Source organism: Pedobacter polysacchareus, assembly GCF_019802255.1.
In the GTDB taxonomy this organism is placed as follows: domain Bacteria; phylum Bacteroidota; class Bacteroidia; order Sphingobacteriales; family Sphingobacteriaceae; genus Pedobacter; species Pedobacter polysacchareus.
The window spans coordinates 254,393-270,205 of the sequence record NZ_JAHYSS010000001.1 but is presented as its reverse complement, the minus strand read 5'-3'; the positions used below and the strand labels follow the sequence as shown (position 1 = coordinate 270,205).

At 41.0% G+C, this 15,813-nt stretch carries 16 protein-coding genes; 2 read left to right on the top strand and 14 right to left on the bottom strand.

The features are described from left to right. Window positions 1-6 precede the first annotated feature (6 nt). The 6 genes from K7X70_RS01060 to K7X70_RS01035 form a co-directional block, all read right to left on the bottom strand. Window positions 7-1,542 (bottom strand): MFS transporter, encoded by a 1,536-nt coding sequence (locus K7X70_RS01060; RefSeq protein ID WP_222535336.1) that lies wholly within the window; start codon window positions 1,540-1,542, stop codon window positions 7-9. Window positions 1,543-1,697: 155 nt separating this feature from the next. Continuing rightward, window positions 1,698-2,753, bottom strand: coding sequence for a nucleoid-associated protein (locus K7X70_RS01055; RefSeq protein ID WP_187667177.1), 1,056 nt, complete (start codon window positions 2,751-2,753; stop codon window positions 1,698-1,700). Between the two features lie 9 nt (window positions 2,754-2,762). After that, complete coding sequence (locus K7X70_RS01050) at window positions 2,763-3,542, bottom strand: TerC family protein (protein WP_222535335.1); 780 nt, start codon at window positions 3,540-3,542, stop codon at window positions 2,763-2,765. A 90-nt stretch (window positions 3,543-3,632) separates the two neighbouring features. Then, the gene (locus tag K7X70_RS01045) at window positions 3,633-4,964 is read right to left on the bottom strand and encodes a hypothetical protein (RefSeq protein WP_222535334.1); all 1,332 of its coding nucleotides are present in this window, start codon (window positions 4,962-4,964) and stop codon (window positions 3,633-3,635) included. Next, window positions 4,961-5,494, bottom strand: coding sequence for a hypothetical protein (locus tag K7X70_RS01040; RefSeq protein ID WP_222535333.1), 534 nt, complete (start codon window positions 5,492-5,494; stop codon window positions 4,961-4,963). Before K7X70_RS01040 ends, K7X70_RS01045 begins: the two co-directional genes overlap by 4 nt. Window positions 5,495-5,496: 2 nt before the next feature. Beyond that, the gene (locus K7X70_RS01035; RefSeq protein ID WP_222535332.1) at window positions 5,497-6,042 is read right to left on the bottom strand and encodes an RNA polymerase sigma factor; all 546 of its coding nucleotides are present in this window, start codon (window positions 6,040-6,042) and stop codon (window positions 5,497-5,499) included. A 145-nt stretch (window positions 6,043-6,187) separates the two neighbouring features. Between K7X70_RS01035 and aspS the strand changes: the two genes are divergently transcribed. Further along, window positions 6,188-7,933 carry an aspartate--tRNA ligase gene (aspS, locus tag K7X70_RS01030; RefSeq protein ID WP_222535331.1) on the top strand — a complete coding sequence of 582 codons (1,746 nt, stop codon included), beginning with the start codon at window positions 6,188-6,190 and terminating at the stop codon, window positions 7,931-7,933. A 101-nt stretch (window positions 7,934-8,034) separates the two neighbouring features. On the opposite strand, the gene K7X70_RS01025 is transcribed toward aspS, so the two are convergent. The 7 genes from K7X70_RS01025 to K7X70_RS00995 all read right to left on the bottom strand — a co-directional run bounded on the left by K7X70_RS01025 (window position 8,035) and on the right by K7X70_RS00995 (window position 13,054). Continuing rightward, window positions 8,035-8,478 carry a hypothetical protein gene (locus K7X70_RS01025; protein WP_222535330.1) on the bottom strand — a complete coding sequence of 148 codons (444 nt, stop codon included), beginning with the start codon at window positions 8,476-8,478 and terminating at the stop codon, window positions 8,035-8,037. Next, window positions 8,462-8,848: a phage holin family protein gene (locus K7X70_RS01020; protein ID WP_222535329.1), complete on the bottom strand. Its 387-nt coding sequence runs from the start codon at window positions 8,846-8,848 to the stop codon at window positions 8,462-8,464. Before K7X70_RS01020 ends, K7X70_RS01025 begins: the two co-directional genes overlap by 17 nt. Window positions 8,849-8,870: 22 nt before the next feature. Further along, a complete protein-coding gene (locus tag K7X70_RS01015) occupies window positions 8,871-9,137 on the bottom strand; it encodes a YtxH domain-containing protein (protein ID WP_222535328.1) in 267 nt (88 codons plus the stop codon). Between the two features lie 52 nt (window positions 9,138-9,189). Further along, window positions 9,190-10,242, bottom strand: a complete 1,053-nt coding sequence (locus K7X70_RS01010) for an AI-2E family transporter (protein WP_222535327.1) — start codon at window positions 10,240-10,242, stop codon at window positions 9,190-9,192. Window positions 10,243-10,248: 6 nt separating this feature from the next. After that, entirely contained in the window at window positions 10,249-11,649 is a 1,401-nt protein-coding gene (locus K7X70_RS01005) for a sigma-54-dependent transcriptional regulator (protein WP_222535326.1), read from the bottom strand. A gap of 174 nt (window positions 11,650-11,823) precedes the next feature. Next, a complete protein-coding gene (locus K7X70_RS01000; protein WP_222535325.1) occupies window positions 11,824-12,606 on the bottom strand; it encodes an enoyl-CoA hydratase/isomerase family protein in 783 nt (260 codons plus the stop codon). A 28-nt stretch (window positions 12,607-12,634) separates the two neighbouring features. Next, window positions 12,635-13,054: a cobalamin B12-binding domain-containing protein gene (locus tag K7X70_RS00995; RefSeq protein ID WP_222535324.1), complete on the bottom strand. Its 420-nt coding sequence runs from the start codon at window positions 13,052-13,054 to the stop codon at window positions 12,635-12,637. Window positions 13,055-13,134: 80 nt separating this feature from the next. Here K7X70_RS00995 and K7X70_RS00990 point away from each other — a divergent pair, with 80 nt between their 5' ends. Then, window positions 13,135-14,796: a glutamine--tRNA ligase/YqeY domain fusion protein gene (locus tag K7X70_RS00990; RefSeq protein WP_222535323.1), complete on the top strand. Its 1,662-nt coding sequence runs from the start codon at window positions 13,135-13,137 to the stop codon at window positions 14,794-14,796. Between the two features lie 123 nt (window positions 14,797-14,919). Here the strand turns inward: K7X70_RS00990 and K7X70_RS00985 are convergent, their stop codons facing one another. Further along, the gene (locus K7X70_RS00985; RefSeq protein ID WP_222535835.1) at window positions 14,920-15,753 is read right to left on the bottom strand and encodes an N-acetylmuramoyl-L-alanine amidase; all 834 of its coding nucleotides are present in this window, start codon (window positions 15,751-15,753) and stop codon (window positions 14,920-14,922) included. Window positions 15,754-15,813: the final 60 nt, after the last annotated feature.

Here is a 15,813-nt window from a genome sequence, read left to right as displayed (position 1 = left end):
AGGCGTTTAATCTTCAATTTCTGCTTCCACAGGTTTTTTATTGGACAGGTAAACGGCACCAATCACAAAGCTTAATGCGGCAATACCGATCGGATACCAGAGGCCGGATAAAGGCGTAGAACCGGAGAAACTGGCAATCAGCGTGGCGATAAAAGGCACCAGTCCGCCAAATACACCGTTTCCAACATGATAAGGCAAGGACATGGAAGTATACCTGATCTTTGTAGGGAATAGCTCCACTAAAAATGCAGCGATAGGACCGTACACCATAGTCACCAGTAAAATCTGGAAGAAAATCAGGAATACAAATTTCCAGAATACGGGGGTTGATAGTTTTTTATCTTTTAGTACCTCAGGGTGAATCTCAATTGGTTTATCCGCAGCGGCAAATTTCGTGTGAGATTGTACTTTGTGGTAACTACTGCCATCTACCAAAGTCACTAAAGCAGTGGTGGTCACCAGACTATCTACACCACCATCAATCGCCGCCCGCGTAATCACCGGATCTTCAACCGATAAAATATCTTCTTGTGTTATTTTACTGAAATCTGTATCGTCTAAAAATATCTGGTAAATAGGCCGATAAAAGATGATTCCGAGCAACATTCCAGTTAGCATGATCCATTTCCGACCGACCCGGTCGCTCCAGGAGCCAAAGATCACAAAGAAAGGCGTCGCAAAGGCGATGCCCCAGAGCAAAATATATCTGGAATCGTTAAAATCCACTTTACAGGTGTTTTCAATGAAGGATTGCGCATAAAATTGTCCGGTGTACCAGATCACGCCCTGCCCCATTGTGGCACCAAACAAGGCTAGCAGCACCATTTTAAAGTTTGCTTTATTATTGAAACTTTCCTTTAAAGGGTTTTTCGAGACCTTTCCTTCTGTTTTCAATTTGGTAAACATTGGAGATTCATGCATTTTCATCCTGATATAGATGGATACTCCTACCAGCAGAATCGACAATAGGAATGGAATCCTCCAGCCCCAGGCCGCAAAGTCATCGGCCCCTAATAGGTTTTTTGTCAATACAATCACGCCTAAGGATAGAAATAATCCTCCGGTAGCGGTGGTTTGAATCCAGCTGGTAAAAAATCCTCTTTTATTGGCAGGTGCATGCTCCGCGACATAAGTAGCGGCACCACCATACTCTCCTCCTAAGGCTAGGCCTTGCACTAAACGCAGGATCAGCACTAAAATCGGGGCGGCATAACCAATACTGGAATAAGAAGGGATCAGGCCGATTAAAAAGGTAGAGCCACCCATTAACACTAAAGTCAGGAGAAAAGTGTATTTACGGCCAATTAAATCGCCCAAACGACCAAATACAAGGGCGCCAAAAGGCCTCACAATAAAACCGGCAGCAAAAATCGCCAGTGTATTGATGAGCGCTGAAGCTCCTGCATCGGCAGGAAAAAGCTGCGCACCAATGATGGTCGCAAGGCTACCAAAAATATAAAAATCATACCATTCGATCAATGTCCCCAGGGAAGAGGCACCAATGACTTTGAAAATACTGTTCTTCTGTAATTCCGGGTTCATACGTTAAGGAAATAATTTGGCTTCAGAACTAAAGCTACTATTATTTCTCAACTATTAACTGTCAACAAAAGTAATTTGCAAAAAAAGAACCAATTCGTTTAGAGACTCTAAACGAATTGGTTCTTTTGATTATAATTTGACACTAAAAGAAAGGTTTATTCTTCTTCTCTGAAATACACTTTATAGTAGTTCATTGATTTATCATCATCATAGCCCTTCTCAATCAGATCTTTATCTCCATGGATGTAGATGTGGAAGTTCTTATCCAGCTTTAAGACGCTTTTATAAGCTCTGGTTTGCTTTTTTACCGCAGCGCCGGAAATGTCAAAAGTATCTGCAATCGGGGTATCAAACTCCTCTTCATAACTCTTTTTATAGTTCTTGAAAGACTCAATTCCCTCGGCATTGCCAATTACCTCATTCGAAAACTCATCCAGGTCGAAACTCTCTTTTTCCTTGAAATATTTCATGGATTTGTTCAGTAAATCGATCTTATCTGCTTTGGAAATGTCAAATTCCTGATCCAATTTCTCCGTTACAAAATTCTTGTAAACACCCAATACGCTATTCGTCTGGTTAAAGTTGTCATTTCTGATTTTCAATTTCAAAAACTCATCTTTCCAGTATACCGCTTCTGCGCTTTTATTGGTTTGATCGATCACTGCAACTCGGAAACCTTCTTCTTTATCTGTATTAAAAATCAAACAGCCTTTATCCAGCTTATTGATATTGATCGCATCTTCTTCATAACCCAAACCAAAACCACCTTCTTCCGGATAAACCTTTAAAAAAGGCTCTTTAGTCTCTGATTTAAAGATTCCAATGGCATCATGAAGCTCTCCTTCGATCTGTACATTTTCAAAATAGGCGACATACAACTCTCCTGGTTTGATTTTCGGATGCCCCGAAACATCATACAGGTATTTTGCGAGCTCCATGCTGTATTCATGAAATGTAGTGCCATCCTCAAAAATTTTGGCAGCAAAATGATACACTTCATTCAGGTTTAAATCTGCATTTGGATGTGTGAAATGATAAATCTCATTCACTTTCGCAAAGGGTCCTAAAAAATACTGCTGCAATAAATTGCTCAGCATATTGTCTTTTACAGGAATAGACTTTTCAGAAAGGACATAAAATTCGTCCTGTGCTTTATTTCCAATGCGGTGTATAGATAATTCGGCCAGTGCGGCTTCAAAAAATGAAATCATGCGGTAAAATTACTTGTTTTCGTGCGGGGTATTCTTAAGTTCTACAGGTTTATTGCTTTTTTTCATTTTTAGATTCAGCATTTCTACCAATACCGAGAAGGCCATGGCAAAATAGATATATCCCTTAGGAATGTGCTGGTCTAATCCTTCTGCAAGCAGGGAAACACCGATCAACAACAAGAAGGATAAAGCCAGCATTTTAACTGTCGGGTGCTTATTGACGAAGTCACTAATCGTTGCTGCTGATACCAGCATGATCAATACAGCAATGATAACTGCTGCAATCATGATCTCTATATGGTCTGCCATCCCAACCGCTGTAATGACAGAGTCTAAGGAGAATACCACGTCTAAAATCAGGATCTGTATAATAATGCCCATGAAGGAATGAACTTTTCCTTTGATGCCGCCCTCTTCTTCGCCTTCCAGTTTCTGGTGGATCTCATGTGTGCTTTTATAAATCAGGAATAACCCACCAATGATGAGGATGAGGTCCCTACCGGAAATCGCCAGTTTCTCCAGCCATTCGCCATTGCTGATGCCAATCCAATCGCCCACATTAAACAATGGTGCAGTTAATTTCATCACCCAGGTGAGGGATAGTAAAAGCAGGACTCTGGTAATCATCGCTAGTCCTAAACCCACTTGCCGTGCTTTTTTCTGCTGATCTGCGGGCAGTTTTCCTGCTAAAATTGAAATGAATACGATGTTGTCAATACCCAATACGATCTCTAGTATGGTTAAGGTAATGAGCGATATCCAGGCTTCCGGGCTGCTAAAAATTTCCATGTGAAATAAAATAAATCAAGCCACTAAGATATAAAAAAAGCCTGCTGAATTTATCAACAGGCTTTTCCTTAAAATAGGTTATGTTCTGGATTAATTGAAGGAAACCCCTCCGTAATTTGTACGTACAGTCACATTTCCATTCCCTCCGTTTCCGATCTTACCAGCGTAATGCTTTGTACTGCCACTTTCAGAAACTAGTTTTGAACTCACATTATTACCTGGATTAAAGCCGCCATAGTTCGCTCTTACTTCAAAATCCCCACTGTAATTGCTGGCAAAGCCAAGAGAAACCCCAGTATAATTAGAATTTACTGTTAAAACTTTACAGCCTGGAAGCACATGATCAACGACCAGCTTATTATAGCCCAGGTCGAAATTTCCATCTCCTTTTAGCGTACCTACTTTAACAGTCGTATACTGCCCATTGATGCTTAGCTTATTTACCGAACCAATCGTAATGTTATTGTATTGCTGCTTAATGTTTGCATTTCCATTCACGATGCTCACATTTACATTGGTGTACTGTGCGTTCAGGTCCAGGTTATTTACCGAGCCAATGTTTAGCCCTTTTCCGTACTGCTGTTTGATCTGTGCATCGCCTTTGATCGCCGTAATCGTTACACCCACATATTGTGCGTCCAAATCCAGCGTACCTACCGTACCTAGTTTCAGTGCAGCTCCATATTGCTGCTTGATCACGCCTTTGTTCATATTGGCTATATCTGTTTGCCCGTATTGTACGTTTATATAATTGTTGGTACTAGATAAATTACCTGCGGTAAATGCGCCATATTGAAGTTTTACAGAAAGTGCGCCGGAAAAATCAGACATCGTCAGTCCACCATATTGGTTATTCACGGTTAATGCCATAGTAGCCGGCATATATACCACATAATTGATCTTCACTTCTCTTCTCCAGATCACTTTCCCGTTCCTTACACTGCTGCCATAACGGCCATCTCTTGATCCGATATTGGTTTTAAAGGAAATCTGATCTCCGGATTTTCCCGCATCAATACTGGTTTCATCCAATAAACGCTGTGCATCATCGGCATCCTTGCTATAGGCTTTGATGTCTACATCCACCTTTACTTCTCTTCTATCCCATGTTTTGATCACTACAGCACCATATTTGTTGCTGATGCTCAATTTATCACCGGCGTCAGCTGTAAAAGTTTTAGAGAAAGTTTTTGATTTCCCAGGATCTTCGGCATCATCCTGACGATCACTGTCCTGATGATTCAGAGGAGGTAATGGTGGCAGCGGCGGTAAGGCTGCAATTGGCCCGACGTTTAAATCTACTTGCAGAGGAACCATGACGGCCATCCTCGGCGCATCGTTCAGTTCTTTTACCACCGACTGGGCGCCGGCAAAATTGGCAACCAATAACAGGCCACTCATTCCCCAAACTAACTTTTTCATATTTGATTCTCCTCTTTGATTTGATTCACTTCATTGATGATCGACAACTGCTGATTGATCACCTGTAATTGCAGTTCCAGGTTTTTTACCATTGCCCTTACTACGATCTCTTGATTCGGACTATGCTGTAATTCTTTTTTTAACTTTTCATAATCACCGTCCAGCTGGTTCAGATCTGAGCTGAACTGCTTATATAACACTGGATTTTTCTTTGCAAAGACCTGCAAGCTGTCTTTTTTTTCTTCAATCAGGCTGGCAAACTTCATTTCTTTCTTTCCATAAACCGGGCTGATGTCTGCAATTTCCAGTTCCTGTTTCCCCCCCTTACGAGAGGTATACATAAAAGTAACCGTCATGATCAGGATCAGCGATGCAGCTATACCTAACCAAAATGGCATTCCCGATTTTTTTTTTACCTTCTCTTTGTCTAATCCTGCTTCAATCCTGGCCCATAACTGGTCGGATGGTGTGTTAAAGTCAAACTCCTTTTTGTTTTCCTTAATGTACTCTTCGATACTCCTCTTGTTCATCGCTATACCCCTCTCATTACTAATAAATCATTTAATTTCATTTTCGCACGCATATACTGTGTTCTGGAGGTGCTCTCCGCTATTTTCAAAATATGTGCAATCTCTTCATGGTCGTAGCCTTCAAAAAGATATAAGCTGAGCACCACACGGTATCGGTCTGGCAGTTTGGCAATTGCCATTCTCACCTCCTCTACCCTCAATTCCAGGTCTTCTTCGTCTAGCGTCTGCGGTTCTGCTACCTCTACTTCTTCCAGGCTCACAAACTCTACCTTTCGCTTTCTGAGGTAATTGATCGATTTATTGATCACGATCTGCTTCAGCCAAAGGCCAAAAGTAGTCTCTCCTCTAAAGCTCTCTATCCGAGTAAAAGCATCCAGAAATGCTTCCTGCAAGACATCTTCTGCCTCATCATCGAAGTTCACTATTCTCAGCGCTACGTTATACATAGCCTTAGCATACAATTTGTAGATTTCAAATTGTGCTTTCCGGTTTCCTTGCCGGCACTCCTGAACGAGTGTTACGTGTTTATCGATGTATACAGTTTCCAATGTTTTCCAATTCGATTATAAGACAGGTGGTTTTTTAAAACGTTGCATCTCAAACAAAAATATTTTCAATATACTGAGCTAAATTCAATGAGGGTTGAAATATCCGGTTCAAAATCAATATTTTTGGGACTTAATACTTTTAATAATGTTAAGAACAACTACTTGCGGAGCTCTAACTATTGAGAATTTAGGTGAAAATGTAATCTTATGTGGCTGGGTTCAAAAATCCAGGGATTTAGGAGGGATGACTTTTATTGACATCCGCGACAGATACGGGATTACCCAACTTGTTTTCAATATGGACGACAACCGGGAATTATGCGAGGCGGCACGTAGCCTGGGCAGGGAATTTGTAATTAAAGCCAGCGGTCTTGTGGTAGAACGCTCCAACAAAAACCTGAAAATGCCTACAGGTGAAGTCGAAATTAAAATCACTGCATTAGAAATACTGAACGCAGCAAAACTACCTCCATTCATGATCGATGATGAAACTGATGGTGGTGATGATTTGCGTATGAAATATCGTTACCTGGATTTACGTAGAAATCCGATCCGTAACAACATGGTATTGCGTCATAAAATGGCCCAAGCCGTTCGTCGTTATTTAGACAATCTGGACTTTATCGAGGTAGAAACACCGGTATTGATCAAATCTACACCAGAAGGTGCAAGAGATTTTGTGGTACCAAGCAGAATGAACGAAGGACAGTTTTATGCCCTTCCACAGTCGCCGCAAACGTTCAAGCAATTACTAATGGTGTCTGGTTTCGACCGTTATTTCCAGATCGTTAAATGTTTCAGAGATGAGGATTTACGCGCAGACAGGCAGCCGGAATTTACACAGATCGACTGTGAAATGTCTTTCATTGAACAAGAAGACATTTTAAATACTTTCGAAGGATTGATCCGTACCTTATTCAAAGACCTGAAGAACTTTGATTTGCCGGAAGTTCCAAGAATGCAGTATTCAGATGCCATGAAATTCTATGGTTCTGATAAACCCGATACCCGTTTTGAGATGCAGTTCGTGGAATTGACGGAGCTGGTAAAAGGAAAAGATTTCCCTGTTTTTGACAGTGCAGAAATGATCATCGGAATCAATGCGGCTGGTTGCGCAAGCTATACCAGAAAGCAGATGGACGAATTGACAGAATTTGTAAAACGTCAGCAGATTGGGGCAACAGGCCTGATTTACATGCGTCATAACGAAGATGGTTCATTAAAATCTTCTGTAGATAAGTTTTATAATGAAGAAGAACTGAAAAAATGGTCAGCAGCAATGAATACCCAACCGGGTGATTTAGTGTTGATCATGTCAGGTCTGACAGATAAAGTACGCAAGCAATTGAGCGAATTACGCCTTGAAATGGGTACTCGCCTTGGTTTACGTGATAAAAACAAATTCAGCGCCCTTTGGGTATTGGACTTCCCGCTATTGGAATGGGATGAGGAAACAGAGCGTTACCATGCAATGCACCACCCATTTACTTCTCCAAAACCGGAGGATATTGCTTTACTAGATACTGATCCAGGAAATGTAAGGGCAAATGCTTATGATATGGTGGTAAATGGTACTGAAATCGGCGGTGGTTCTATCCGTATCCACGACAGAACGCTTCAGGCTTTAATGTTCAAGCATTTAGGCTTCTCTCCGGAAGATGCACAAAAACAATTTGGCTTCCTGATGGATGCTTTCGAATTTGGCGCACCTCCACATGGTGGTATTGCTTTCGGATTTGACAGATTGTGTTCTATTTTCGCAGGATTAGATAGCATCCGTGATGTGATCGCTTTCCCGAAAAACAACTCTGGAAGAGATGTAATGATTGATAGTCCATCGACTATTGATGAGAAACAAATGAAAGAATTGAAAATCCAGACTACGGTTTAATTACCTTTCTCATCAAACTACCCCTATCATTGGGTTATAAATGCCATTTAGTCATAAAAAAAGGAAGCTTTAGGGCTTCCTTTTTTTATATATCTATAATCTTAGTAAGTTTCACTATCTGGTGGAATGCCATAATCGACTTCCAGCGGTGGTTTTTCTTTTGTTTTCTTTGATTTGCTAAACCAGCCCGTTACCGAGTTAAATATCGCCGACAAATGCTCTGCATCAAGCGACTTTCCAAGTTTACCTGAGGCTAAGCCTACCAAAGCCTTTGTGACTAAACCAGAGCCTTTAAAAAAGGTGCTGTTCATCACCAAAGGAAGTGCCATGGAAAGCACTTTACTGCTGATGTTAAATTTATCATCAATTTTCAGGAAAGCTGATGGTGTGGCATACTTCTTAATAAAGCCACTTAGTGTGAACTGGTGAAAGTATTTTTTAGAATCCCCAACCAATGCTTCCCCCTTTGAAGTATATTCAGATTTCAACAGTCGCACCTGCAGGTGTAAATCTTCGAGGTTATTGATGTTATATTTTCGGTTCATCTTCCTCCTCCTCTTTATCAGCTAGTTTATTAAAATAGCGTCTGATGGTAAAATTAATGATAGCCTTTTCAATGTATTTCTCTTTCGTAAAATAAACGATTACAGCCAATAGCAGGTAAATCAATGCGACGCATCCAAACCCCCTGGTAAAACTGCCCAGTACATCTGATAAAAACAGGGCTAAAGTAAAGGTTCCAAACAGGAACGCGAGCAGGAAGCAAATCGCTACTGCGGCATTAGTCACCATATCGGCAAACATTTTTGAGCCCCGCTCAATCAGGTATAAACGGGTATACTCCAATCGTGTATTTACATACTCTTTGGCATCTCCAACCAGTCCTTCCAGATCTTTTTCTTTATTTTCCTGCATTACAATGTGCTTTTGGGATTACCTATGCGTGTTCTAAATCGTCTTCAAATTCTTCTTCGTCTTTACGAAGTTTCTCTTTCACAGTCCCTACCACTTTATCCTTTAAGCTCGCCAGTTGATTAATTTCATCTGCTGCTCTATCTCTGATGGTATCACCCAGGTCTTTCAACGACTGGCTTAATTTATCTCTTGTTTCACTGCCTTTTTCTGGAGCAAATAGTAATCCTAATGCGGCGCCCGCAGCTAAACCGGCCAATAGCCCAATTAATACTTTTGAATTATCATTCATGACATTTACATTTTGTGTTGAATATTTATTTGTTGATGCTGGAATATAGTAATTATAACGATTCCCCTTCAGAAATTGTTTTAATTCTTTCCAATCTTTCCGCCGCCATCGCACTGCTTTCGTATATTTTAATCAATAATACGAAGTAAGACAACAACAAGGGACCGAAGACCAGGCCTAGTATTCCAAATAAGGGTACACCAATAACTACGCCAATTACAGTGATAATGGGGTGAATATTTCCAACTTTTTTGGCAATGATGAAGCGCAGCACATTATCGATATTGATAATCACCACGAACCCAAAGATGAGCATTGCCCAGCCGGCAAAATTATTCCCGTTAGCCAGCTGCAATAAAGCGGCAGGCACAAAAACTACCGGTGGGCCAAGTACAGGAACAAAGGAGATAAACATCGTGACCACCCCCCAGAATAAAGGGTCAGAATAACCGAGGACATAAAATGCCAGGCTCACCAATGAGCCTTGAACAATCGTGATTAAACCTTGTCCCAGTACATTGGAATAAGTGGTATTCCTCATTTCTTCCGCAAAACGATAGGCATTCTGCTCCCGGAAGGGTGCGTATTTGATCAAAGAAGCTTCAAAAGTTTCGCGCTCCACCAGCATGAAATACAATAGAAAATACATGATGATGAGCCCAAGTATGATGTTAAAAGCACCAGAAATTAAAGAAGGGAAAAGTTCTGTCGCCCAGGTTCCTGCTTTTTTCATCCCCTCCTCTACCAGATTCTGAAAGTCGCTGTTGAGGGGAATCAGATGCTTTAACTTGAAAAGCATATTTTTAAAATAGATGTGATCGCTTTGCAGTTCTGCAATTTTCTCGATCACCATCGTGCTTAAGGCATAAAAAGGAAGGATCAGCACGATCACAGAGGCAAATAACAGCAGAAGAGCAGAAAGGCGTCTGTTCCATTTCTTCTCTTCTACCAGGTAGATATAAGCGGGCCTTAATATCGTAAACAACACCAGGGTACTTAAAATTGATCCAAAGATTCCCTGTATAGAATAAGCAATTAGACAACCCAGGGCGATGATAATCACCAGATTGATGTTATTCCGTTGTTTATGGGTGAATAAAGACATTCGCGTTTAACTTTCCAAGTTGATAGCTCTCATTTTATTATACAGCGTTTTCCTATCGATATTCAGGATCTTCGCCGCTTTGGTTTTGTTAAAATTCACTTCTCTCAATACTTTCAAAATCGCCTCATATTCTGCTTCTAAGGCAGCATTTTTAAGGTCACGAGGTTTTTCCGTACGCGCAATAGAAGTTTCCATAGCAGAAGCTTTGGCATAAGTAGAGATTTCTAATGGCAGTGCTTTCAATTGAATTTCCTGCGTTTCCGTCAGCAATGATGCCCTTCTGACTACATTTTTCAGCTCTCTCACGTTTCCTGGCCAGTTATAAGTCATAAAACACTCTTCCACTTCTGGAGAGAAGCCATGAATCTTGCGGTTTAACTCTTGATTTGCTCCTTTTAAGAAGGTATGTGCGAACACCATAATGTCGTTTCCGCGCTGTCTTAGTGGCGGCAAGCTCAAAGAAAACTCATTAAACCTATGGTATAAATCTTCCCTGAATTTTCCTTTTTGAATGGCATCTGCCAGATTTTCATTCGTGGCCACGATGATCCTTACATCCAGTTCAATTTCTTTGGTACTTCCGATTCTTTTGATCTTACGTTCCTGCACCGTCCTTAGTAAGGCTGCCTGGATTTCATAAGAAAGGTTACCTACTTCATCCAAAAATAGCGTACCCCCATTTGCCATTTCAAAATGGCCAATTTTGGTATATAATGCGCCGGTAAAAGATCCTTTTTCATGACCGAAAAACTCACTTCCTGCTAGCTCTTTGGTCAATGAACCGCAGTCCATGGCCACAAAAGGTAAATCTTTACGTGGGCTGTTCAGGTGAATGGCCATGGCCACCGACTCTTTTCCTGTCCCGCTTTCGCCAGTCAGGATGACACTGTAAGTGGTAGGTGCAACCAAATGAATCTGCCTTTGCAATTCCTTAGAAGCGCCGCTTGCACCAATCACGAAGTTCTCCGCATGACTGTAAGTCTGTTTTTGACCCTTTTGTTTTGGCATTTCTGCCGGAATTTCCAATCTGTTTTCATTCAAAGCAGTTTGGGTATCAATTGCCTTATTGATCGTATTTAAGATTTCATCCGGATACAAAGGCTTGGTAATATAATCGTAGGCGCCCAGCTTAATGAGTTCTACAGCTAGTTTAATATCTGAATATCCTGTAATAATGATTACTCCAGTGCCGGGATAGCTTTCTTTAATCTTGATGAGCATTTCTTTCCCGTCCGTATCTTCCAGACGGTAGTCACACAAAACCAGATCATAGCTTTCCTTTGCCAGATATTCCATCGCTGAAACACCACTTGTAGCTGTTGAGACGCTAAACGAATTCCTGGTTAAAAACTTTGAAAGTAATAAACCGATGTTTATTTCGTCGTCAACAATCAATATTTTTCTCATAGGGAAATTAAATAGTTTACTGTATTATAACCAGATAAATATAAATACTTTTTTCGTATGGGAAAAATTTTCTACACTTTTAAATCCAACGACCTATAAAAAGGTCAGTTTTAACCCATTAAAAAAGCCCATTGAAGAAACATCAAATGGGCCTTAAATATGTTTTAAATGCGATTATCTCCCTAAAAACGCTGCTTTTCTTTTTTCTAAAAATGCAGAAGTACCTTCTTTAAAGTCTTCTGTATCAAAACACTTACCAAACTCTTTGATTTCCGTTTCGAAGCCATTTTCATCATGTCGGAGAGCAGCATTTACAGCTCGGATAGCACTGCCAATTGCAAGTGGTGCCCGCTGTTTAATTTTTGATAGAATTTCTTCCGCTTTTGCGAGCAATTCATCTGCAGGAACGACGTGATTAACGAGGCCAATTTTTTCTGCTTCCAGAGCGGTGATCATATCTGCAGTAGTGATCATTTCTATTGCTTTTCCTTTTCCCACCAGTTGCGTTAACCGCTGGGTACCGCCATAACCCGGGATCAACCCTAAAGTCACTTCCGGCAATCCCAATTTTGCGTTTTCTGAAGCAATCCGAATGTGGCAGGCCATAGCCAATTCCAATCCGCCGCCTAAAGCAAATCCGTTAATCGCGGCAATAACAGGTTTCGGGCAGTTTTCAATCGCATCAAATACCTGATGCTGACCATTTCTAGCCAGCGCTTCACCTTGTTCACCTGAGTAAGCAGCAAATTCAGAAATATCTGCTCCTGCAACAAAGGCTTTTGGTCCGGCACCAGTAAGCAGTACTGCACGCACTTCATCGTTCTGCGCAGCATCAGCAATCACCGCTGCCAATTCGGCCAAAGTATCCTTATTGAGTGCATTCAGCTTTTGTTCCCTGTTAATTGTCACATATAATACCGATTCTCTGATTTCTGATAAAAGATTTTGATAAGCCATATAAGGTGTGTTTATGCGGTTAAGGAGATTAGAAATTTCTGTGTTCAGCTACCCAATCTTTGATGTAATTGGTGATGGTTTCCATGGTAGTTCCTGGAGCAAACAATTCCCCAACGCCAATGGCTTTCAACTTGTCCATATCGCTCTCAGGAATGATGCCACCGCCGGTCAGCAAAATATCTGTCACTCCTTTCTGTTTCATGATTTCTACTATTTTGGGGAAGACGGTCATGTGGGCTCCAGATAAGATGGATACTCCAATAGCGTCCACATCTTCCTGTAAAGCGGTGTTCACCACCATCTCTGGTGTTTGTCGGAGGCCAGTATAAATCACTTCCATTCCAGCATCCCGCAAGGAAGTAGCAATCACTTTTGCCCCCCTATCGTGCCCATCCAATCCAACTTTAGCCACTAAAACCCGAATGGGTCTGTTTAATGTGTTGCTCATAAAATATACGAATAGTAGGTTGTAAATGTAAGTAAATTAGCGGTTTTATGTTAACTTTGAAGACTAAATTTACAGTTTTTATGAGTGAGGAAAGATCATTGAACTTTATTGAAGAGATCATTGAAAACGATTTGAAAAGTGGAAAATACGAGACCCTAGTTACTCGTTTTCCACCTGAACCCAATGGCTATTTACACATCGGACACGCAAAGGCGATTTGCCTGAACTTCGGTCTGACTAAGAAATATGGTGGTTATACAAACCTTAGGTTTGATGATACCAACCCAGTAACTGAGAAAACCGAATACGTAGATAGCCAGCAGGAAGACATTAAATGGCTTGGCTTTGAGTGGAAAAACGAACTGTATACTTCAGATTACTTTGATACTTTATATGATTTCGCAGTTAAACTGATTGAAAAAGGCCTGGCTTATATCGACGACAGTACTGCGGAAGAAATTGCTGCCTTGAAAGGTACACCAACAGAACCTGGTAAAGACAGCCCATACCGTTCCCGCAGCATTGCAGAGAATCTGGACTTGTTTAGCCGTATGAAAGCTGGCGAATTCCCTGATGGCGCATGTATTTTAAGAGCGAAGGCCGATATGTCCAGCCCAAATATGATCATGCGCGATCCGATCATTTACCGCATCAAACATGCAGAACATCACCGTACAGGTAATAAATGGTGTATTTATCCGATGTACGACTTTGCACACGGACAGAGTGACAGCATTGAGCAAATCACGCATTCGATCTGTACTTTAGAGTACGTATCTCACCGTGAACTGTACGACTGGTTCATTGAGCATCTGGAAATTTTCCCTTCAAAACAATATGAATTTGCCCGTTTAAACCTTTCTTATACCGTAATGAGCAAGAGAAAATTGCTTCAATTGGTAAATGAGGCTGTAGTAACCGGATGGGACGATCCACGCATGCCTACCATCAGTGGTTTGAGAAGAAGAGGATATACTCCTGATAGTATCCGTGAATTCTGCGAAAGAATTGGTATTGCCAAAAGAGAAAACCTGATCGAACTCAGCTTATTGGAATTCTGCGTACGTGAGCACCTGAATAAAATAGCAAACAGAGTGATGGCGGTTTTAGATCCGATTAAACTGATCATTACCAACTATCCTGAAGGACAGGAAGAAACTTTAAATGGTGAAAACAATCCTGAAGCAGAAGATAAAGGTGGAATCAGAGCCATTCCTTTCAGCAATGAGCTTTGGATTGAGCGCGAAGATTTCATGGAAGAACCGGCTAAAAAATGGTTTAGACTAGCGCCTGGTGCTACCGTAAGATTAAAACATGCTTACATCGTACAGTGTGAAAGCTTCGTTAAAGATGAAGCAGGAAACGTAACTGAGGTGCATTGTACCTATATCCCGGAATCGAAAAGCGGCGAAGATACCAGCGGTATCAACGTAAAAGGAACGATTCACTGGGTAAGTACCAAACACGCTAAAAAAGCAGAAATCAGAACTTATGATCGCTTGTTTACCGTAGAGTCTCCAGATGCTGAAGAAGGTGATTTTAAAGATTACTTGAACCCAGATAGCGTTGAAGTGATTAAAGAAGCTTATATCGAACCTTATTTAGCCAATGCCGACCTGGATTCGAGGTATCAGTTTATCCGTAAAGGTTATTACTGTGTAGACCAGGAATCTACTCCGGATCATTTGATCTTTAACCGTACGGTTGGATTGAAGGATGCCTGGGCGAAAGCAAAAAAATAACATCAATCCCTTAAACTAAGGGTTAAATATTAAAGGCCAGATCCGCGGAAATTTCCGTAAATCTGGCCTTTTTATATCGGTTAATTTTCCTTTTCCTTCCTCAAGAAAGCGCCTGCAAGGAGTTTACAAGTATTTAGTGTATAGATTAAACAAGATCAGCTTGTCTGCTGCTGTCAATACCGGTGTGATGTCCGTTTGTACAAAATGGATTTTAAAGGCTACTATCGCGGAGCTTACATTGGTTACATTGTATCCGATTGCTCTCAATGCCAATTCTGCATTAAAATCTACCGGCGGCATTTTTAACACATCATCATACCATAGCCCGAATCCTTTTTTCGCTAAAACCTTCCAAGGAAAGTTTAAAGGGTCTACTTTGCGTCTAGGCGCCACATCAGAATGACCAATAAAGTTACCTGCAGGAATGTTGTATTTTTTCTTTAATACACCTAAAAGTGTCACCAGGCTGTTTATTTGGGCATCGGCAAATGGCTCCTTACCATTATTATCAAGCTCAATGCCAATCGAAGAAGAGTTCAGGTCTGTATCATTGCCCCATTTCCCTACTCCTGCATGGTTAGAACGCAGGTATTCGTTCACCATCTGAACCACCTTACCGTCTCTGCCGATCACATAATGTGCACTTACTTCGGCTTTCTTATTCAGAAAAGTTTTCACTGTCTGGTTCAGGGAGTCCTGTGCAGTATGGTGCAGGATCACAAAATTAGGGCGTCGCATTCCAAAATTTACAGAACCTATCCAATCTTGCATCGTTGGATCCAGCGTCTCTTTGCTCTGCTTTACCGGGGGTGTTGATTTGATAATTTCTGCAAATCCAGTGGCTTGGTCCTTATAAATTTTATTCGTCGCCGCGTACTTATTTGTAGAACAGGATGCCATAAAAAATAAGGCGCCCATCAGTAAGCCTGCGCTTTTAATTTGAAAGGTTTGAATCATAGTAGAGGGGATAGAAGTGGTAAAATTACTATTTTTTACTAATTTAGTTGCCATCTTATA

What these genes read in the sequence shown, in the direction of transcription:
- K7X70_RS01000 (WP_222535325.1), bottom strand. Translation starts at nt 12,606, where the DNA reads ATGGCTTATCAAAATCTTTTATCAGAAATCAGAGAATCGGTATTATAT.
- K7X70_RS00985 (WP_222535835.1), bottom strand. Translation starts at nt 15,753, where the DNA reads ATGATTCAAACCTTTCAAATTAAAAGCGCAGGCTTACTGATGGGCGCC.
- K7X70_RS01015 (WP_222535328.1), bottom strand. Translation starts at nt 9,137, where the DNA reads ATGAATGATAATTCAAAAGTATTAATTGGGCTATTGGCCGGTTTAGCT.
- K7X70_RS00995 (WP_222535324.1), bottom strand. Translation starts at nt 13,054, where the DNA reads ATGAGCAACACATTAAACAGACCCATTCGGGTTTTAGTGGCTAAAGTT.
- K7X70_RS01010 (WP_222535327.1), bottom strand. Translation starts at nt 10,242, where the DNA reads ATGTCTTTATTCACCCATAAACAACGGAATAACATCAATCTGGTGATT.
- K7X70_RS01050 (WP_222535335.1), bottom strand. Translation starts at nt 3,542, where the DNA reads ATGGAAATTTTTAGCAGCCCGGAAGCCTGGATATCGCTCATTACCTTA.
- K7X70_RS01020 (WP_222535329.1), bottom strand. Translation starts at nt 8,848, where the DNA reads ATGCAGGAAAATAAAGAAAAAGATCTGGAAGGACTGGTTGGAGATGCC.
- K7X70_RS00990 (WP_222535323.1), top strand. Translation starts at nt 13,135, where the DNA reads ATGAGTGAGGAAAGATCATTGAACTTTATTGAAGAGATCATTGAAAAC.
- K7X70_RS01025 (WP_222535330.1), bottom strand. Translation starts at nt 8,478, where the DNA reads ATGAACCGAAAATATAACATCAATAACCTCGAAGATTTACACCTGCAG.
- K7X70_RS01005 (WP_222535326.1), bottom strand. Translation starts at nt 11,649, where the DNA reads ATGAGAAAAATATTGATTGTTGACGACGAAATAAACATCGGTTTATTA.
- K7X70_RS01060 (WP_222535336.1), bottom strand. Translation starts at nt 1,542, where the DNA reads ATGAACCCGGAATTACAGAAGAACAGTATTTTCAAAGTCATTGGTGCC.
- K7X70_RS01040 (WP_222535333.1), bottom strand. Translation starts at nt 5,494, where the DNA reads ATGAACAAGAGGAGTATCGAAGAGTACATTAAGGAAAACAAAAAGGAG.
- K7X70_RS01055 (WP_187667177.1), bottom strand. Translation starts at nt 2,753, where the DNA reads ATGATTTCATTTTTTGAAGCCGCACTGGCCGAATTATCTATACACCGC.
- K7X70_RS01045 (WP_222535334.1), bottom strand. Translation starts at nt 4,964, where the DNA reads ATGAAAAAGTTAGTTTGGGGAATGAGTGGCCTGTTATTGGTTGCCAAT.
- aspS (WP_222535331.1), top strand. Translation starts at nt 6,188, where the DNA reads ATGTTAAGAACAACTACTTGCGGAGCTCTAACTATTGAGAATTTAGGT.